Here is a 19565-nt window from a genome sequence, read left to right on the forward strand (position 1 = left end):
CGCGTTCAGCGCTTGCCGATGGGCTGCACGTCGCGCTTGGGCGAGCCTTCGAACAGCTGGCGCGGGCGGCCGATCTTGTACTCGGGGTCGCCGATCATTTCGTTCAGCTGCGCAATCCAGCCGACCGTGCGGGCCAGCGCGAAGATCGCGGTGAACAGCGGCACCGGGATGCCGATGGCGCGCTGCACGATGCCCGAGTAGAAGTCGACGTTCGGGTAGAGCTTGCGCGACACGAAGTACTCGTCTTCCAGCGCGATCTTCTCGAGTTCCTTGGCGAGCTTGAACAGCGGGTCTTGTTCCAGGCCCAGCTCGGTCAGCACTTCGTTGCAGGTTTCCTGCATCAGCTTGGCGCGCGGGTCGTAGTTCTTGTACACGCGGTGGCCGAAGCCCATGAGCTTGACGTTCGAGTTCTTGTCCTTGACCTTCTTGATGAACTCGCCGATCTTCTCCACGCCGCCTTCCTTCTGGATGTCGTAGAGCATGTTGAGCGCCGCTTCGTTGGCGCCGCCGTGGGCCGGGCCCCACAGGCATGCCACGCCGGCCGCAATGGCCGCGAAGGGGTTGGTGCCCGACGAGCCGCACAGGCGCACGGTCGAGGTCGAGGCGTTCTGCTCGTGGTCCGCGTGCAGGATGAAGATGCGGTCGAGCGCGCGCTCGAGCACCGGGTTCACCTTGTACTCTTCGCACGGCGTGGCGAACATCATGTGCAGGAAGTTGCCCGCATAGCTGAGGTCGTTCTTCGGGTACATGTACGGCTGGCCGATCGTGTACTTGTAGGCCATGGCCACGAGCGTGGGCATCTTCGCGATCAGGCGGATCGCGGCGATCTCGCGGTGCTCGGGATTGTTGATGTCCGTGCTGTCGTGATAGAAGGCCGACAGGGCGCCCACCAGGCCGGTCATGATGGCCATCGGATGCGCGTCGCGGCGGAAGCCGCGCAGGAAGAACTGCATCTGCTCGTTGACCATCGTGTGGTTGGTCACGAGCTTGGTGAAGTTGGTCTTCTTGGCCTGGTCCGGCAGCTCGCCGTAGAGCAGCAGGTGGCAGGTCTCGAGGAAGTCGCAGTTGGTCGCGAGCTGCTCGATGGGGTAGCCGCGGTACAGCAGTTCGCCCTTGTCGCCGTCGATGTAGGTGATGGCCGACTGGCAGGCGGCGGTCGACATGAAGCCCGGGTCATAGGTGAACATGCCGGTCTGCGCATACAGCTTGCGGATGTCGATCACGTCGGGGCCGACGGTGCCCTTGTAGATCGGCAGTTCGACGCTGTCTCCGCCGTTGCTGAACGACAGCGTGGCCTTGGTATCGGAAGCTTTCATTTCGGGTTTCTTTCAGAGGAGTATTCAGGAGGGCGAAGAGGAAACGGAGGTTGCGGGACGCTGCGCGCCGTCGGTGCGCATCAGCTGCAGCAACTCGACCACCTCGGCCCCGGCCCATGCGGGCTCGGGCTCCTTTCTTCGCAGGAGAAGATCGAGGAGATCGTTGTCCGACAGGTCCATCAAGGTCTCCATCGCTCCCGCCTGGCCGTTGGTCATGCGGGATTCGTGCCGCTCGAAGAAGCGGGCGATGAACAGGTCGTTCTCGAGCAGGCCGCGCCGGCAGCGCCATTTCAGCTTGCTCAGCGCGCGTTCGCTGATCAGCTCGGACGGGTCGGCGGCGGTTTGCATGGTTTCTCTCGGAAAAGGATCAGATGGCGCGGCGCACCATCAGTTCCTTGATCTTGCCGATCGCCTTGGTCGGGTTCAGGTTCTTCGGGCACACATCGACGCAGTTCATGATCGTGTGGCAGCGGAACAGGCGGTACGGGTCTTCGAGGTTGTCCAGGCGTTCGGCGGTGGCTTCGTCGCGGCTGTCGGCGATGAAGCGGTAGGCCTGCAGCAGGCCGGCCGGGCCCACGAACTTGTCGGGGTTCCACCAGAAACTCGGGCAGCTGGTGGAGCAGCTCGCGCACAGGATGCACTCGTACAGGCCGTTGAGCTCGTCGCGCTCCTCGGGCGACTGCAGGCGCTCCTTCTCGGGCGGCACGTTGTCGTTCTGCAGGTACGGCTTGATCGAGTTGTACTGCTTGAAGAACTGCGTCATGTCCACGATCAGGTCGCGGATGACGGGCAGGCCCGGCAACGGCTTGAGCACGATCGTGCCCTTGAGCGTGAGCATGTTGGTCAGGCAGGCGAGGCCGTTCTTGCCGTTGATGTTCATCGCGTCGGAGCCGCAGACGCCTTCGCGGCACGAGCGGCGGAACGACAGCGTGGGATCCTGCGCCTTGAGCTTCATCAGGGCGTCGAGCAGCATGCGCTCATGGCCGTCGAGTTCGATCTCGACTGTCTGCATGTAGGGCTTGGCGTCCTTGTCCGGGTCGTAGCGGTAGATCTGGAATGTGCGCTTCATCGTGAAACCTTGTGATGTTGTTCTTGTTTAGAACGTACGGACCTTGGGAGGAACGGAGTCGACCGTCAGCGGCTTGAGGTTGACCGGCTTATAGGAGAGGCGGTTGTCCTGGCTGTACCAGAGCGTGTGCTTCATCCAGTTGGCGTCGTCGCGGCCGAGCGGCGCGACCGGGTCGTCGGCCGGGCGCTCGTAGTCCTCGACCGTGTGTGCGCCGCGGCATTCCGTGCGGGCGGCGGCCGAAACCATGGTGGCCTGCGCCACTTCGATCAGGTTGTCGACTTCGAGCGCCTCGATGCGTGCCGTGTTGAACACCTTCGACTTGTCCTTCAGGCCGATGGCGTTGACGCGCTCGCGCACGGCGGCGATCTTGACCACGCCCTCGTCCATCGAGGCCTGCTTGCGGAACACGGCGGCATGCTGCTGCATGACGGCGCGGATCTCGCCTGCCACGTCCTGCGCGTACTCGCCACCGGTGGCGGCTTCGAGGCGGTTCAGGCGCTCCAGCGTGCGGTCGGCGGCATCGGCCGGCAGCGGCTTGTGCTCCTTGTGCTTGTCGTTGAACTCGACGATGTGGTTGCCGGCCGCGCGGCCGAACACCAGCAGGTCGAGCAGCGAATTGGTGCCCAGGCGGTTGGCGCCGTGCACGCTCACGCAAGAGCATTCGCCCACCGCATAGAGGCCGTTCACCACGGCGCTGTTCTGGTCGCCCTGCTGCACCACGACCTGGCCGTTGATGTTGGTGGGGATGCCGCCCATCTGGTAGTGGATGGTCGGCACCACGGGGATCGGCTCCTTGGTGATGTCGACGTTGGCGAAGTTCACGCCGATTTCGTACACCGAGGGCAGGCGCTTGTGGATGGTCTCGGCACCGAGGTGGTCGAGCTTCAGCAGCACGTAGTCCTTGTTGGGGCCGCAGCCGCGGCCTTCCTTGATTTCCTGGTCCATTGAGCGCGAGACGAAGTCGCGCGGCGCCAGGTCCTTCAGCGTGGGCGCATAGCGCTCCATGAAGCGCTCGCCGTTGCTGTTGAGCAGGATGGCGCCTTCGCCGCGGCAGCCTTCGGTCAGCAGCACGCCCGCGCCGGCCACGCCGGTCGGGTGGAACTGCCAGAACTCCATGTCCTGCAGCGGAATGCCCGAACGCGCGGCCATGCCCAGGCCGTCGCCGGTGTTGATGAAGGCGTTGGTCGAGGCCTGGAAGATGCGGCCTGCGCCGCCGGTGGCCAGCAGCACGGTCTTGGCCTGCAGGATGTGCAGGTCGCCGGTTTCCATTTCGAGCGCGGTCACGCCGACCACGTCGCCTTCGGCGTCGCGGATCAGGTCGAGCGCCATCCACTCGACGAAGAACTGGGTGCGGGCTTCGACGTTCTTCTGGTAGAGCGTGTGGAGCATCGCGTGGCCGGTACGGTCGGCCGCGGCGCAGGCGCGCTGCACGGGCTTCTCGCCGTAGTTGGCCGTGTGGCCGCCGAAGGGACGCTGGTAGATGGTGCCGTCGGGGTTGCGGTCGAAGGGCATGCCGAAGTGCTCGAGCTCGTACACGACCTTCGGGGCCTCGCGGCACATGAATTCGATCGCATCCTGGTCGCCGAGCCAGTCGGAGCCCTTGATCGTGTCGTAGAAGTGGTAGTGCCAGTTGTCCTCGCTCATGTTGCCGAGCGAGGCGCCCACGCCACCTTGGGCCGCGACGGTGTGCGAACGGGTGGGGAACACCTTGGAGAGCACGGCCACGTTCAGGCCGGCACGGGCCAGTTGCAGCGAGGCGCGCATGCCGGAGCCGCCGGCACCGACGATCACGACGTCGAACTTGCGCTTGGTGATTTGTTCTTTTGTGTAGGTCATGGTGGGGTCAGATCTTCCAAAGCACTTGAATGGCCCAACCCGCACAACCGACAAGCCAGACGATGGTGAAAATTTGCAGGGCAAGGCGAATGCCGACGGGCTGGATGTAGTCCATCCACACGTCGCGCATGCCGACCCACACGTGATAGAGCAGGGCGGCGATCACCGAGAAGGTCAGCACCTTCATCCACTGCGCCGCGAAGATGCCGGCCCAGAGGTCGTAGCCGATGGGGCCGCGCGTGAAGATCAGCTGCGCGAGCAGGATGATCGTGAAGAGCGCCATCAGGCCGCCCGTGATGCGCTGGCTGAGCCAGTCGCGCAAACCGTAGTGCGCGCCGACGACGATGCGCTTGGAGCCGTAATTCACAGACATGGTTGGCTCCTTCTCAGTACAGGCCGAACAACTTGGCGCCGAGCACCAGGGTGAGCAGGATGCTCAGGGCCAGCGTGACCATGGCGGAGGTATGGCCGAACTCCTTGGTGACGGCGGCGTGGCTCACGTCCATCCAGAGATGGCGCAGGCCGGCGATGAAGTGGTGCAGGTAGGCCCAGATCAGCGCGAGCGCCACCAGCTTGATGAACCAGCCCGGAACGAAACCAAGGCCGCTGTTGAATGCGGCCTTGAACCTGGCGAAGGAGTAATCGGATGAAAGCGAGGTGTCGAACATCCAGATGATGAACGGCAGCAGCAGGAACATGAGGATGCCGCTGACGCGATGCAGGATCGACACGATGCCGGCCGGCGGCAGCCGGTAGGTCGTGAGATCGGTGAAGGCATTGATGTTCCGGAATTCGCGGCGCGGCGGCCGGGGGGGAGTTGCAAGCTCTGTCATTGGGGGGAAGGCTTTCGTGGCTTGATGGCTTGTTCTGAGAGCGAACGCTTTTGTTTCTTCTCGGGGAATGCAAACAACGCAAAATTCTATTGCAATGCACCATTGCGTGGCGGAGGTGCCCGTGTCGGCGCAGCGCTGCAGTCGGATGCTAGGGAGTTCGCGGCGTGTTGCGCACGAATCTTTGGCGCTGCGATGCTGTGGGGTCGTGATGCCATCTGGATGCGCGCTCAGCCGAGCTGGTTGCGGTAGTGGTGCGTGTCGGTGCGATAGAGGCCGCGGCGCAGTTCCATCGGCGTGTCGTGGTAGGTGTGGGCCAGGCGCTCCACGCTCAGCAAAGGCATCTGCAGCGGCACGTCGAGCAGCGCGGCCTGCTCGGCATCGGGCAGCACCGCGCGGATCTTTTCTTCGGCGCGCACCATGCGCACGCCGAATTCGGTTTCGAACATGGCGTACATCGGGCCCGGCCAGGCGCGCAGCCGCTCGGCCGTGAGACCCTTGAACGGCGCGCCGGGAAGCCAGAGGTCCTCGAGGATGGTCGGGATGCCGCCGTAGGCGAGCACGCGCCGCACCTGCAGCACCGCGTCGCCCGTGCGCAGGCCCAGGGCGCGCGCCACATCGGCCGAGGCGCGCTGGCGGCGGCAGTCGACGATGGTGCGCTCGGCGGGGCCTTCGGTGCTTGGCGTGCCGACATCGGGCACGAGCTTGAGGAAGCGGTATTGCACATGCTGCTCGGCATGCGTGGCGACGAAGGTGCCCTTGCCCTGGCGCCGCACCACGAGGTTTTCGGCCGAGAGTTCGTCGATGGCCTTGCGTACCGTGCCCTGGCTCACGCGGTAGCGTACCGCCAGGTCCATCTCGCTGGGAATGGGCTCGCCCGGCTTCCACTCGCCGGCCTGCAGGCTCTGCAGGATCAGCGTCTTGATCTGCTGGTAGAGCGGACTGAAGGAGGGCGTCGCAGAATCTTCGAGGACGGTGGGGACATTCATGGCAGCGGTGGAGGCGCCGTGGCGGAACCCCGGAGCATATCTTATATAAGACATAAGACGAGGCTCGTCGAATCGGCTTAAAATGCGGGCCGGCCTGCGCCGCGGGAAGGATTCCCGCCCTGCAGGACCATCGGCGCCACGCGCGCCCGCCGATACCGTTTCACCACCTTCTGGAGTCTTCCCATGAGCAAAAAACCCGTCCGCGTTGCCGTCACCGGTGCCGCCGGCCAAATCGGTTACGCCCTGTTGTTCCGTATCGCGTCCGGCGAAATGCTCGGCAAGGACCAGCCGGTCATCCTGCAACTGCTCGAGATCCCCGACGAGAAGGCCCAGAAGGCGCTCAAGGGCGTGATGATGGAACTCGACGACTGCGCCTTCCCGCTGCTGGCTGGCATGGAAGCCCATGGCGACCCGATGACCGCCTTCAAGGACGCCGACTACGCCCTCTTGGTCGGTTCGCGTCCGCGCGGCCCGGGCATGGAGCGTGCCGAGCTGCTGGCCGTCAACGGCGCCATCTTCACGGCGCAGGGCAAGGCGCTCAACGCCGTGGCCAGCCGCAACGTCAAGGTGCTGGTGGTGGGCAACCCGGCCAACACCAATGCCTACATCGCCATGAAGAGCGCACCCGACCTGCCGCGCAAGAACTTCACCGCCATGCTGCGCCTGGACCACAACCGCGCCGCCAGCCAGATCGCCGCCAAGACCGGCAAGCCCGTGGCCGACATCGAAAAGCTCGTCGTCTGGGGCAACCACTCGCCCACGATGTACGCCGACTACCGCTTTGCCACCATCAAGGGCGAGAGCGTCGCCAAGATGATCAACGACCAGGAATGGAACGCCAACACCTTCCTGCCGACCGTCGGCAAGCGCGGCGCGGCCATCATCGAGGCCCGTGGCCTGTCGTCGGCCGCCTCGGCCGCCAACGCCGCCATCGACCACATGCGCGACTGGGCCCTGGGCACCAACGGCAAGTGGGTCACCATGGGCATCCCGTCGGACGGCCAGTACGGCATTCCGAAGGACACGATGTTCGGCTTCCCGGTCACCTGTGAAAACGGCGAGTACAAGCTGGTCGAAGGCCTGGAAATCGACGCATTCAGCCAGGAACGCATCAACAAGACGCTCGAAGAGCTGCAAGGCGAACAAGCCGGCGTTGCGCACCTGATCTAAGCAGGACCGGCCGGCATGCTCGACTGGAACCCCGCGCTCTACCGTCGCTACGAGGACGAGCGCACCCGCCCTGCACAGGAACTCCTGGCGCGGGTGCCGTTGTCCGGAGCGGCCCGCGTGGTCGACCTCGGCTGCGGCCCGGGCAATTCCACCGAACTGCTGGCCAATCGGTTCCCGCAGGCGCAAGTCGTCGGGACCGACAACTCCGAAGCCATGCTGGCCAGCGCGCGCGAGCGCCTGCCGCAGGCGCGCTTCGAGTTGAGCGACATCGCGACCTGGGCGCCGCAAGACGAAGCGCCCGACCTCATTTACGCCAATGCAGCCCTGCAGTGGGTGCCGGATCACGAGCAGCTGATCCCGCGCCTGTTCGCTGCGCTGGCCCCCGGTGGCGTGCTCGCCATCCAGATGCCCGACAACCGCGAGGAGCCCACGCACCGCCTGATGCGCGCCGTGGCCGCCGAGGCGCCCTGGGCCGAGCCCATCGGCGATGCCGACCGGCTGCGCACCTTGCTGCTGCCGCTGGGCGGCTACTACGACCTGCTCGCGCCCGTCGCGGCCAGGGTCGATGTGTGGCACACCATCTACCAGCACCCGATGGCCGATGCCGCCGCCATCGTCGAATGGGTGCGCGGCACCGGGCTCAAGCCCTTCGTCGACCGCCTGCCGGCCGACCTGCAGGCCAGCTACCTGGCCGAGTACGAGCGCCGCGTGGACCAGGCCTATCCGGCGCGCACCGACGGCAAGCGGCTGCTGGCCTTCCCGCGCATGTTCATCGTGGCGCAGAGAAAAGCATGACCAAGAGCGCTCATCCCGCGGAAGTACTGCTAGGCGCGCAGGCCGGCGCTGTGACCTTGCCCGTGTGCGACCACTACAGCGGCGTCGAGGCGCGCATGAAGAAGAGCCTGGCGCTGCAGGCCGAGATGGCCGACGAATTCGGCGCCTGCGTGTTCGACGTCACGCTCGATTGCGAGGACGGCGCCCCCGTGGGCGGCGAGGCGGAGCATGCCGCGCTCGTGACCGAACTGGCATTGGCCGCCAAGCCCGGCATGCGCGTGGGCGTGCGCGTCCACCCGGTGGACCATCCCGCCTTTGCCGGTGACGTGATCACCATCGCCGGCCGCGCCGGCCACCGGCTCAGCCACCTGATGGTGCCCAAGGTCGAGTCCGCGGCCGACGTGGCGCAGGCGGTGGCGGCGCTCGAGGCGGCCGATGCCGATGCGCTGCCGCTGCATGTGCTGATCGAATCGCCGCTGGCCGTGCACAACGCGTTCGAGATCGCCGCGCATCCGCGCGTGCAATCGCTGAGTTTCGGCCTGATGGACTTTGTCTCTGCCCATGCGGGCGCCATTCCCGCCGATGGCATGGGGGCCGTCGGCCAGTTCACGCATCCGCTGGTGGTGCGCGCCAAGCTGGCCATCGCCTCCGCTGCGCATGCATACGGCAAGGTGCCTTCGCACTGCGTGGTCACCGAGTTCAACGACACCGACGCCATGCGCATGGCAGCCCGCAAGGCGGCCGCCGAATTCGGGTATACGCGCATGTGGAGCATTCACCCGAACCAGATCCGGCCCATCCTGGAGGCGTTTGCGCCCGATGAGGCGCAGATTCAAATTGCCATAAAAATCATTACAAATGCGGCTCTCGCGGATTGGGCTCCGACCCAAATTGATGGCACATTGCACGACCGCGCGAGCTATCGCCATTTTTGGCAAGTGCTGACGCGTGCCCACGCAACAGGGCGCGCGTTGCCTCCCGAGGCGAAAGCCTGGTTTGCACTCGCGGCCTCCTGAAACTTCCGAATCCAGCCCCAAGGAAACACCCATGAAGAAAATTGCCCTGATCGCCACCCTGGCCCTGGCGCTTCCGTTCGCCGCCATGGCGCAGACCACCACCCCTGCCAAGCCGGCTGCCAAGACCGAGGCCAAGAAGGCGCCCCCCAAGAAGCAGGTCACCCGCAAGGCCGCCAAGGCCGTCGAGGAAGTGACGCCCATTGCCGATGAAACCAACATCGTGCTGACCGAGGCCGACCTGGCCGTCGCCAAACGCGTCTCCGTCGGCAAGGCCCAGTGCGAACTCGGCGCCGACGTGACCGTGGACGCCGACGAGAAGAAGCCGGGCTTCTTCAATGTGTCGACCAAGGGCGTGAAGTACCGCATGCACCCGGTCGAAAGCCGCACCGGCGCCATCCGCCTCGAAGACCCGCGTGCCGGCGCCATGTGGCTGCAGCTGGGCAACAAGTCGATGCTGATGAACCAGAAGGCGGGCCTGCGCATTGCCGACGAATGCCAGACGGCCGAGCAGGTCGCGTTTGCCGAAGAAATGAAGAAGAACCCGCCGAAGAGCCTGTTCGAAGGCGCTGACCCGGCCAAGAAGTAAGAGAGTCCCACACACGGGGTGCGGCGCGGCTCTTGCTTGCCGTGCCGCACACCCGCAAGCCCAGTTTCCGGAGAAAAGAAGATGTTGCAAGCCTACGTTGACCATGTTGCCGAACGCGCCGCGCTCGGTATTCCACCGCTGCCATTGAGCGCGAAGCAAACCGCCGAAGCCATCGAGCTCCTCAAGAGCGCGAATGCCAAGGATGGCGCCTTCCTGCTCGATCTGCTCACCCATCGCGTGCCTGCCGGCGTCGACGACGCGGCCAAGGTCAAGGCGAGCTACCTGGCGGCCGTGGCCCATGGTACCGAGAAGAGCGCGTTCATCTCGCGCGCCCGCGCCACCGAATTGCTCGGCACCATGCTCGGCGGCTACAACATCAGCCCGATGATCGACCTGCTCGACGACGCCGAGGTAGGCGCCGTGGCGGCCGAAGGCCTGAAGAAAACCCTGCTGATGTTCGACCAGTTCCACGACGTCAAGGAAAAGGCCGACAAGGGCAACGCCCACGCCAAGGGCGTGCTGCAGAGCTGGGCCGATGCCGAATGGTTCACCAGCCGCCCCGAAGTGCCGCAAAGCATCACGGTCAGCATCTTCAAGGTGGCCGGTGAAATCAACACCGACGACCTCTCTCCCGCACCCGACGCCACCACGCGTCCCGACATTCCGATGCATGCGCTGGCCATGCACAAGAACGCCCGCCCCGGCATCGTCCCTGAAGAAGACGGCAAGCGCGGCCCGGTGAAGTTCATCGAGGACCTGCGCGCGCGCGGCCATCTCGTGGCCTATGCCGGCGACGTGGTCGGCACCGGCTCCTCGCGCAAGAGCGCCACCAACTCGGTGCTCTGGTTCACCGGCGAAGACATTCCCTTCGTGCCCAACAAGCGCTTCGGCGGCGTCTGCCTCGGCGGCAAGATCGCGCCGATCTTCTACAACACCATGGAAGACTCGGGCGCGCTGCCCATCGAGCTCGACGTGAGCCAGATGAACATGGGCGACGTGGTCGAGCTGCGCCCCTACGAAGGCAAGGCCCTGAAGGACGGCAAGGTGATTGCCGAGTTCAAGGTCAAGAGCGACGTGCTGTTCGACGAAGTGCGCGCCGGCGGCCGCATTCCGCTGATCATCGGCCGCGGCCTCACGGCCAAGGCGCGCGAGGCGCTGGGCCTGCCGGCCTCGACGCTGTTCCGCCTGCCGCAAAGCCCGGTCGACACCAAGAAGGGCTTCTCGCTCGCGCAGAAGATGGTCGGCCGCGCCTGCGGCCTGCCCGAAGGCCAGGGCGTGCGCCCCGGCACCTACTGCGAACCCAAGATGACCTCGGTCGGCTCGCAGGACACCACCGGCCCGATGACGCGCGACGAGCTCAAGGACCTGGCCTGCCTGGGCTTCTCGGCCGACCTCGTGATGCAGTCGTTCTGCCACACGGCGGCCTACCCGAAGAAGGTCGACGTCAAGATGCACCATGAACTGCCCGAGTTCATGGCCAACCGCGGCGGCGTCTCGCTGCGCCCGGGCGACGGCGTGATCCATTCCTGGCTCAACCGCCTGCTGACGCCCGACACCGTCGGCACCGGCGGCGACAGCCACACCCGCTTCCCGATCGGCATCAGCTTCCCCGCAGGCTCCGGCCTCGTGGCCTTCGCGGCCGCCACCGGCGTGATGCCGCTGGACATGCCCGAATCGGTGCTCGTGCGCTTCAAGGGCAAGATGCAGCCCGGCGTCACGCTGCGCGACCTGGTCAACGCGATTCCGCTGTACGCCATCAAGAGCGGCCTGCTCACGGTCGAGAAGAAGGGCAAGAAGAACATCTTCTCGGGCCGCATCCTCGAGATCGAAGGCCTGCCGGACCTGAAGGTGGAACAGGCCTTCGAATTGAGCGACGCGTCCGCGGAGCGCTCGGCCGCCGGCTGCACGGTGCACCTGAACAAGGAACCGATCATCGAGTACATCAACAGCAACATCACGCTGATGAAGTGGATGATTGCCGAAGGCTACGCCGACGCCCGCACGCTGCAGCGCCGCATCGCCGCGCAGGAAGCCTGGCTCGCGGACCCGCAGCTGCTCAAGGGCGATGCCGACGCCGACTACGCCGCCGTGATCGAGATCGACCTGGCCGAGATCCACGAACCCATCGTGGCCTGCCCGAACGACCCTGACGACGTGAAGACGCTCAGCGACGTGGCCGGCGCCGTGATCGACGAAGTGTTCATCGGCTCGTGCATGACCAACATCGGCCACTTCCGCGCCGCGTCGAAGCTGCTCGAAGGCAAGCGCGACATCCCGGTCAAGCTGTGGATCGCACCGCCCACCAAGATGGATGCGCAGCAGCTCACCGAGGAAGGCCATTACGGCGTGTTCGGCAATGCCGGTGCACGCACCGAGATGCCGGGCTGCTCGCTGTGCATGGGCAACCAGGCGCAGGTGCGCGAAGGCGCCACGGTGATGTCCACCAGCACCCGCAACTTCCCGAACCGCCTGGGCAAGAACACCAACGTGTACCTGGGCTCGGCCGAACTGGCCGCGATCTGCTCGCGCCTGGGCCGCATCCCGACGCGCGAGGAGTACATGGCCGCGACCGGCGTGCTCGATGCATCGAGCGCGCAGATCTACCAGTACCTGAACTTCGACAAGATCGACGACTACAAGACCGAGGCCGGCGCCGCCGTCGCGGCCTGATCCTCAGGCGATCCGCGCATTGGACAGGGGCCCCGCTTCGGCGGGGCTTTCTTGCGTCTGGGGTGCCGCTTTTGACTGCCTCCCCGGCCGTCTCCGACACGCAAGGGCGCCCTCGGCCGGCCGGGAGAGCGGGCCTCTCCGACAAGAATGGCTTGTCTCCGCCGCTTGTCGCGGAGAACAAGGAGACACGCCATGCCTTTGGCCTCTCTGGTCGGCCGATGGGCCATGCGGCCGTTTTCCAGGGCGCTGCCGCCGCTCGGCGACACCGAACGCGCCGCGCTCGAGGCCGGCACCGTCGGCTTCGAAGGCCTGCTTTTTGCGGGGCGTCCGGACTTCGACCTGCTCTCGGCCATGGGGTCCAACCGGCTCAGCGAGCGCGAGCAGTCCTTTCTGGACCGCGAGGTGCGCGAGCTGTGCCGCATGCTCGACGACCACGCCATCGACCAGGCGCGCGACCTGCCGCCCGAGGTGTGGCGCTACCTGCGCAACAAGCGCTTCTTCGGAATGATCATTCCCGAGCAGTTCGGCGGCCTCGGGTTCGGCCACTACGCGCACGCCACGGTGGTGGCGCGCATCGCCACCGTCAACATCGCCGCTGCCGTGACCGTGATGGTGCCCAACTCGCTTGGCCCGGCGGAGCTGCTGCTGCGCTACGGCACCGACGCGCAGAAGTCGCGCTACCTGCCACGCCTGGCCGATGGCCGCGAGCTTCCGTGCTTCGGGCTGACCTCGCCCTACGCGGGCTCCGATGCGGCGGCCATTCCGGACCGCGGCGTCATGGTCGAGCGCGAGTTCGGCGGCCGGCGCACGCGCGGCTTCCTGGTCGATTTCGACAAACGCTACATCACGCTCGCGCCCGTCGCCACCGTCGTGGGGCTCGCCTTCCATGCGGTGGACGAGAGCAGGCCCGAGGGCGAGCGCGAGCTCGGCATCACCTGCGCGCTGATTCCGGTGCCGCACGAAGGCATGGAGATCGGCCGGCGCCACCGCCCGATGGACAGCGCCTTCATGAACGGTCCGATCCATGGCCGCCAGGTGTTCGTGCCGGTGGACTGGGTGATCGGCGGCGAAAAGCAGGTGGGCCAGGGCTGGCGCATGCTGATGGAGTGCCTGGCCGCGGGCCGCGCCATCTCGCTGCCCGCGCTCGGCTCGGCCATGCAGCAGACCGCGCTCTACGTGAGCAACGGCTATGGCCAGATCCGCGAGCAGTTCGGCCTTCCGATCGGCAAGTTCCATGCGGTTGCAGGGCTGGTCGCGCAGATGTCGGCCGAGCTCTATGCGAGCGATGCGGCGAGGCGCTTCACCGCGGCCGCGCTGGACAAGGGCGAGCGGCCGAGCGTGGCCAGCGCGATCCTCAAGGTGCAGCTCACGGAGGCCGGGCGGCGGGCCGTGAACCACGGCATGGACATCCTGGGCGGCAAGGGCATCATCGCGGGGCCGTCGAACCTGCTCGGCGTGTCGTACCGGCAGGCGCCGATCGCCATCACGGTGGAGGGCGCCAACATCCTGACGCGCGCGCTCATCGTGTTCGGCCAGGGCGCGATCCGCTGCCACCCGCATGTGCTTGACGAAATGGCGGCCGTGCAGGCGCGGGACGAGACGGCGCTGGGCCGGGCACTGATCGCGCACGGCAAGCACGTGGCCGCCAATCTGTGGCACAGCCTGTTCGGTGCGCCGGTGCTGGGCGAGCCGCCCGAGGCGCTGGCCCGCGAGGCGCGGCTGATCGCGCGCATGAGCGCCAAGTACGCGCTCACCGCCGACCTGGCCATGGGCCTGCTCGGCGGCCGGCTCAAGCGCATGGAACTGCTGTCGGCGCGGCTGGGCGACGTGCTCGCGCACCTGTACCTGGCCAGTGCCAGCGTGTGGCGCTATCGGGTCGATGCGGCGCCCGAATTGCTGCCCTTTGCGCAGGCCGCGATCCGGCTGCAGCTGGACGAGGCGGGGAAGATCCTGCGCGACCTGTATGCCAACCTGCCGACCGCCGGCCGGCGCGTGATCGGTGCGCTGGTGCTGCGCCGCTCCGCGCACCTGGCGCCGCTGCGCGACGTGCAGCTGATGGCGCTGGCCGAGCTGCTGCGCACCAATCCGCGCATCGTCCAGCGGCTGGCGCCGGACCTCAGCGAGCCCGCGGCCGGCGGCCTGCGCGACCTGATGCGCGCGATGGAACTGGGCGAGCAGCTCGGTGGCGACACCGCGGCCGTGCTCAACAAGGCGCTGCGGCGTACCCGCTCGTTCGAGGAGGCCGCATGCTCGGCACCCGATCCGGGACTGGCGCTCGCCTATCTCAAGGCCGCCGACAAGGTGATCCAGGTCGACGACTTCGAAGGTCCCGCGCAGCAGCAGGCGCGCGCGGCGCTCAGCCGGCCGGCTGCGCCGCCAGTGCAGCCAGCGCCGCGGCCGTCTGGCCATCGGCCGGAAAGAAGGACTCCACCGCCAGTTCCTGCAAAGTGACGTCCACCGGCGTGCCGAAGATGGTGGTGGTGCTGATGAAGCTCAGCACGCCGCTCGGCGTGGCCAGCTGAAAGGGCACCACCACGCCCGAAAGCTCCGTGTCGGCAGCGGGCGTGTCGTGGCTCACCTGCGGCGCGGGATAGGCTTCGAGCTCGTCGTGCAGGGCCTGCAGCACCGCGTCGCCGGTCGCCGCAATCTGTTGCTGCAGCCGTTCGAGCAGATGGGCACGCCACTGCGCGAAGTTGGCGATGCGCGAAGCCAGGCCCTCGGGATGCAGGCTCAGTCGCAGCACGTTGATGGGCGCCTTCACCAGTTCGGGGGCGGCGCCGGCCATCAGCATCGGCACCAGCGCGTTGTGCGCCACCAGGTTCCAGTGCCGGTCGACGGCCAGCGCAGGGAACGGCTCATGGCCCTTGAGCACCAGGTCCACCGCGCGCCGGGCCGAGGCCATGGCCGGATCGTCGAGCGAGCGCTGCCGGTACATCGGCGCGAAGCCCGCGGCCACCAGCAGCGCATTGCGCTCGCGCAGCGGCACGTCGAGCCGCTCGGCCAGGCGCAGCACCATCTCGCGGCTGGGCGCGGCGCGGCCGGTCTCCACATAGCTCAGGTGGCGGGTCGAGACCTCGGCTTCCTGCGCCAGGTCGAGCTGGCTGAGCCGGCGGCGGGTGCGCCAGTGCCGCAGGTGGGCGCCGAAGGGATCGCGCGCGCCGGGCTGGCCGGCCGGGGTGGAGTGGGTGCGGGTGGTGTTCATGGACGGCATTCTGGCGCGGTGCCGATGCGGCGCCATGACCTCCGAGGTCATCGACGCGACGCATGCCGGACGGAATCATTGGCTCCAACGCGGCAGGACTGGCTTGCGGCGTACCACCCGAAGGAGATTCTCATGTCCGTCTTTGCATCCCCCCGCTTCCTGCCCAACGTGATGTGGGCCGACGCCGCGTCCTGCGCCGCGACCGGTGCGCTGCAGGTCGGGTTCACCGGCGCGCTTGCCGGGCTGACCGGCCTGCCGGCGCCGCTGCTCATGGGAACCGGTGTGTTCCTGCTGGCCTATGCCGCCGCTGCGGCCTGGATGGCCAGCCGCCGCACGCCACCGCGCACGCTGATCGGCCTTGTGGTGGCCGGCAACTTCGGCTGGGCCGTGGCCTGCGTCGCGCTGCTGGTGAGCGGCGCATTCGCAGTCACCGCACTGGGCACGGCCTGGGTGCTGGCGCAGGCGCTGTGCGTGGTGGTGCTGGCCGAACTGCAATGGACCGGCCTGCGCCGCACCCGCGGCGGCGCGGACATGGCCTTGGCCTGAGTCCACGGGATGCCGGCAACGCCCATCCATCCGGCATTTTTCGCGATGAGGAACGCCGCGTGTCGAAGGACCGGGTTGGAAGACAGACTACAGCAGCTGACATCGTTCCCCGCTATCCTTGAAGAGCTTCCACGAACAATCAGGAGTTCCTCAATGGCCAAAGCACCGGCGCACGCTTTTGCGTCCACCCTCAAGACCTTCAAGACCGCATCGGGCAAGTCCGGCAAGTACTGGTCGCTGAAGGAACTGGCCAGGCAATATCCCAGCGTCGAACGGCTGCCGGTGTCGATCCGCATCGTGCTCGAGTCGGTGCTGCGCAACTGCGACGGCAAGAAGGTCTCGGCCAAGCATGTCGAAGAGCTGGCCCGCTGGGCGCCCAATGCGGACCGCATCGACGAGATCCCGTTCGTCGTCACCCGCGTGGTGCTGCAGGACTTCACCGGCGTGCCGCTGCTGGCCGACCTGGCCGCCATGCGCAGCGTGGCCGCCAAGCTCGGCAAGTCGCCCAAGACCATCGAGCCGCTGGTGCCGGTCGACCTGGTGGTCGACCACTCGGTGATGGTCGACTACTACGGCACGCCCAAGGCGCTCGACCTCAACATGAAGCTCGAGTTCCAGCGCAACAACGAGCGCTACCAGTTCATGAAGTGGGGCATGCAGGCCTTCGACACCTTCGGCGTGGTGCCGCCGGGCTTCGGCATCGTGCACCAGGTCAACCTCGAATACTTTGCGCGCGGCGTCTACAAGAGCTCGAGCGACGATGCCGAGGTGCCGGTGTACTACCCCGACTCGCTGGTGGGCACCGACAGCCACACCACCATGATCAACGGCGTGGGCGTGGTCGGATGGGGCGTGGGCGGCATCGAGGCCGAGGCCGCCATGCTGGGCCAGCCGGTGTACATGCTGACGCCCGACGTGGTGGGCTTCGAATTGACCGGCAAGCTGCGTGAAGGCGTCACGGCCACCGACCTGGTGCTGTACGTCACGGCCATCCTGCGGGCCGAGAAGGTGGTGGGCAAGTTCGTCGAATTCTTCGGTCCCGGCGCCGCCTCCATCGCGGTGCCCGACCGCGCCACCATCGGCAACATGGCGCCCGAGTACGGCGCCACCATGGGCTTCTTCCCGGTCGATGAAATGACCGTGGCCTACTTCGAGGGCACGGGCCGCACCCGGGAGGAGGTCGAGCGCTTCGAGGCCTACTACAAGGCGCAGGGCCTGTTCGGCATGCCGGCGCCCGGCGACATCGACTACACCAAGATCGTCAAGCTCGACCTGGGCACGGTGTCGCCGAGCCTGGCGGGCCCGAAGCGGCCGCAGGACCGCATCGACCTGGGTCACCTGTCGACCAAGTTCGCCGAACTCTTCAGCAAGCCCAACGACGCCAACGGCTTCAACCAGCCGGCCGAGCGGCTGAAGCTGCGTTATCCGCTCGCCGTGAACGGCCAGGGCGACGACGAGGAGGCCGCGCCGCCGCCGCCGGGCGCGCCGCGCGACGTGGTCGAGATGGTGGCCAACCGCTCGACCAAGGCGGCCGCCCATGTGAGCGCCACGGCGCCATCGTCGCCCAAGAATGGCGTGACCATCGGCAACGGCGACGTGCTGATCGCGGCGATCACCTCGTGCACCAACACCTCCAACCCGAGCGTGATGCTCGCGGCCGGCCTGCTGGCCAAGAAGGCGGTGGAGGCGGGCCTCACGGTCAAGCCGCACGTCAAGACCTCGCTCGCGCCGGGTTCGCGCATCGTCACCGAATACCTCGAGAAGGCGGGCCTGCTGCCGTACCTCGAGAAGCTGGGCTTCTACCTGGCCGGCTACGGCTGCACCACCTGCATCGGCAACGCGGGCGACCTCACGCCCGAGATCAACGACGCCATCGTCAAGAACGACCTTGTCGGCGCGGCCGTGCTCTCGGGCAACCGCAACTTCGAGGCGCGCATCCATCCGAACCTGAAGGCCAACTTCCTGGCTTCTCCGCCGCTGGTGGTGGCCTTCGCGATCGCGGGCAACGTGATGGTCGATCTCATGACCGAGCCCGTGGGCAAGGGCAGGAACGGCAAGGACGTGTACCTGGGCGACATCTGGCCCAGCCCGAAGGAGATCGACCAGAACCTGCGCCATGCGATGAACGCCAAGTCGTTCCGCGCCAACTACGACAAGGTCAAGACCGACCCGGGCAAGTTCTGGAGCAGCATCAAGGGCACGACGGGGCAGGTCTACGACTGGCCCAAGTCGACCTACATCGCCGAGCCGCCGTTCTTCGAGGGCTTCAAGATGGAGCCGCACGCCTCGGACGCAGGCTTCAAGGGCGCGCGGATCATGGCGCTGTTCGGCGACTCGATCACCACCGACCACATCTCGCCGGCCGGCTCCATCAAGGAAAGCTCGCCCGCGGGCATCTGGCTCAAGGCGCACGGCGTGGCCAAGGCCGACTTCAACAGCTACGGCTCGCGGCGCGGCAACCACGACGTGATGATGCGCGGCACCTTCGCCAACGTGCGCATCAAGAACCTGATGATCCCGCCCGACGTCAACGGCACGCAGGAAGAGGGCGGCGTCACGCTGCACTTCCAGCCCGGGGCAAGCAACGGCTCGCCGAGCGAGCCGGAGAAGATGTTCATCTATGACGCCGCCATGAAGTACATGGAGCAGGGCGTGCCGACGGTGGTCTTCGGTGGCGAGGAATACGGCACCGGCTCGTCGCGCGACTGGGCTGCCAAGGGCACGCAGCTCCTGGGCATCAAGGCCGTGGTGGCGCGCAGCTTCGAGCGCATCCACCGCGCCAACCTGGTCGGCATGGGCGTGCTGCCGCTGCAGTTCCGCGGCGCCGATTCATGGCAGACGCTGGGCCTCGTGGGCGACGAGAAGATCGACGTGGTGATCGGCGGCGAGCTCAAGCCGCAGATGGACGTGAAGCTCGTGGTGCACCGCGCCGACGGCAGCCATCAGGAAGTGACGGTGCGCCTGCGCATCGACACGCCGATCGAGGTCGACTACTACAAGCACGGCGGCATCCTGCCGTTCGTGCTCAGGCAGCTGCTCGCGGCTTGACCCGCGTCGGCCTCATCTCCGACACCCACGGCCTGCTGCGCCCGGAGGCCGTGGCGGCGCTGCAGGGCAGCGACTTCATCGTGCATGGCGGGGACATCGGCGATGCCGGCATCCTCGAGGCGCTGGCCGCCATCGCGCCGTTGACGGTGGTGCGGGGCAACAACGACCGCGAGCCCTGGGCCGAGCGCATTCCGGAAACGGCCCTGCTGAACGCCGGCGGCGTGCTCGTGCATGCGATACACGACCTGTCCCGGCTCGCCGCCGCCTCCGCCGGGGTTCGCGTGGTGGTCTCCGGCCACTCCCACAAGCCGAAGATCGAGGGGCGCGGCGGCGTGCTCTACGTCAACCCGGGCAGCGCCGGGCCGCGCCGATTCAAATTGCCAATTGCAGTGGCCGAACTCATTGTCGATGGCGATGCCGTGTCGGCGCGCATCATTGAACTGGGCTGAATGCGTCGTGAGCAGCCGGGATTCCGGCCAAAAAAGAACCCGGCCCGCGAGGTCAAAGGGGCTT

At 66.9% G+C, this 19565-nt stretch carries 17 protein-coding genes; 9 read left to right on the forward strand and 8 right to left on the reverse strand.

Going from position 1 to position 19565, the window contains the following annotated elements; all coding sequences use genetic code 11:
- Positions 1–5: 5 nt before the first annotated feature.
- The 7 genes from gltA to ACAM54_RS07495 form a co-directional block, all read right to left on the reverse strand.
- The gene (gene gltA / locus ACAM54_RS07465; RefSeq protein ID WP_021006166.1) at positions 6–1316 is read right to left on the reverse strand and encodes a citrate synthase; all 1311 of its coding nucleotides are present in this window, start codon (positions 1314–1316) and stop codon (positions 6–8) included.
- A 24-nt stretch (positions 1317–1340) separates the two neighbouring features.
- A complete protein-coding gene (locus ACAM54_RS07470) occupies positions 1341–1664 on the reverse strand; it encodes a succinate dehydrogenase assembly factor 2 (RefSeq protein ID WP_145741486.1) in 324 nt (107 codons plus the stop codon).
- A gap of 19 nt (positions 1665–1683) precedes the next feature.
- A complete protein-coding gene (locus ACAM54_RS07475; RefSeq protein ID WP_012746572.1) occupies positions 1684–2385 on the reverse strand; it encodes a succinate dehydrogenase iron-sulfur subunit in 702 nt (233 codons plus the stop codon).
- 27 nt (positions 2386–2412) lie between these two features.
- Complete coding sequence (gene sdhA, locus ACAM54_RS07480; RefSeq protein WP_145741488.1) at positions 2413–4221, reverse strand: succinate dehydrogenase flavoprotein subunit; 1809 nt, start codon at positions 4219–4221, stop codon at positions 2413–2415.
- 7 nt (positions 4222–4228) lie between these two features.
- Positions 4229–4594, reverse strand: a complete 366-nt coding sequence (gene sdhD, locus ACAM54_RS07485; protein WP_369650312.1) for a succinate dehydrogenase, hydrophobic membrane anchor protein — start codon at positions 4592–4594, stop codon at positions 4229–4231.
- A 13-nt stretch (positions 4595–4607) separates the two neighbouring features.
- Positions 4608–5054: a succinate dehydrogenase, cytochrome b556 subunit gene (gene sdhC, locus ACAM54_RS07490; protein ID WP_369650313.1), complete on the reverse strand. Its 447-nt coding sequence runs from the start codon at positions 5052–5054 to the stop codon at positions 4608–4610.
- A 227-nt stretch (positions 5055–5281) separates the two neighbouring features.
- Positions 5282–6040: a GntR family transcriptional regulator gene (locus ACAM54_RS07495; protein WP_209534768.1), complete on the reverse strand. Its 759-nt coding sequence runs from the start codon at positions 6038–6040 to the stop codon at positions 5282–5284.
- Positions 6041–6223: 183 nt separating this feature from the next.
- Between ACAM54_RS07495 and ACAM54_RS07500 the strand changes: the two genes are divergently transcribed.
- From ACAM54_RS07500 to ACAM54_RS07525, 6 genes are all read left to right on the forward strand, one after another.
- Positions 6224–7210, forward strand: a complete 987-nt coding sequence (locus tag ACAM54_RS07500; protein WP_145741494.1) for a malate dehydrogenase — start codon at positions 6224–6226, stop codon at positions 7208–7210.
- A gap of 15 nt (positions 7211–7225) precedes the next feature.
- Positions 7226–8005: a trans-aconitate 2-methyltransferase gene (tam, locus tag ACAM54_RS07505; RefSeq protein WP_369650314.1), complete on the forward strand. Its 780-nt coding sequence runs from the start codon at positions 7226–7228 to the stop codon at positions 8003–8005.
- Positions 8002–9000 (forward strand): CoA ester lyase, encoded by a 999-nt coding sequence (locus tag ACAM54_RS07510; RefSeq protein ID WP_369650315.1) that lies wholly within the window; start codon positions 8002–8004, stop codon positions 8998–9000. The genes tam and ACAM54_RS07510 overlap by 4 nt, the downstream gene beginning before the upstream one ends.
- 31 nt (positions 9001–9031) lie before the next feature.
- The gene (locus ACAM54_RS07515; protein WP_369650316.1) at positions 9032–9586 is read left to right on the forward strand and encodes a hypothetical protein; all 555 of its coding nucleotides are present in this window, start codon (positions 9032–9034) and stop codon (positions 9584–9586) included.
- A gap of 81 nt (positions 9587–9667) precedes the next feature.
- The gene (locus ACAM54_RS07520; protein WP_369650317.1) at positions 9668–12256 is read left to right on the forward strand and encodes a bifunctional aconitate hydratase 2/2-methylisocitrate dehydratase; all 2589 of its coding nucleotides are present in this window, start codon (positions 9668–9670) and stop codon (positions 12254–12256) included.
- Between the two features lie 192 nt (positions 12257–12448).
- Complete coding sequence (locus ACAM54_RS07525) at positions 12449–14707, forward strand: acyl-CoA dehydrogenase (RefSeq protein ID WP_369650318.1); 2259 nt, start codon at positions 12449–12451, stop codon at positions 14705–14707.
- On the opposite strand, the gene ACAM54_RS07530 is transcribed toward ACAM54_RS07525, so the two are convergent.
- Positions 14613–15458, reverse strand: coding sequence for a helix-turn-helix transcriptional regulator (locus ACAM54_RS07530; protein WP_209534775.1), 846 nt, complete (start codon positions 15456–15458; stop codon positions 14613–14615). The two genes, ACAM54_RS07525 and ACAM54_RS07530, sit on opposite strands and share 95 nt — an antisense overlap.
- A 132-nt stretch (positions 15459–15590) precedes the next feature.
- On the opposite strand from ACAM54_RS07530, the gene ACAM54_RS07535 reads away from it, so the two are divergent.
- The 3 genes from ACAM54_RS07535 to ACAM54_RS07545 all read left to right on the forward strand — a co-directional run bounded on the left by ACAM54_RS07535 (position 15591) and on the right by ACAM54_RS07545 (position 19501).
- Complete coding sequence (locus tag ACAM54_RS07535) at positions 15591–16004, forward strand: hypothetical protein (protein ID WP_369650319.1); 414 nt, start codon at positions 15591–15593, stop codon at positions 16002–16004.
- A gap of 153 nt (positions 16005–16157) precedes the next feature.
- The gene (locus tag ACAM54_RS07540; protein ID WP_369650320.1) at positions 16158–19052 is read left to right on the forward strand and encodes an aconitate hydratase; all 2895 of its coding nucleotides are present in this window, start codon (positions 16158–16160) and stop codon (positions 19050–19052) included.
- Positions 19049–19501, forward strand: coding sequence for a metallophosphoesterase family protein (locus tag ACAM54_RS07545; protein WP_369650321.1), 453 nt, complete (start codon positions 19049–19051; stop codon positions 19499–19501). Before ACAM54_RS07540 ends, ACAM54_RS07545 begins: the two co-directional genes overlap by 4 nt.
- The last annotated feature ends 64 nt before the right edge of the window (positions 19502–19565 follow it).

The sequence above is a fragment of the Variovorax sp. V93 genome (assembly GCF_041154485.1).
Classification (GTDB): Bacteria; Pseudomonadota; Gammaproteobacteria; order Burkholderiales; family Burkholderiaceae_C; genus Variovorax; species Variovorax beijingensis_A.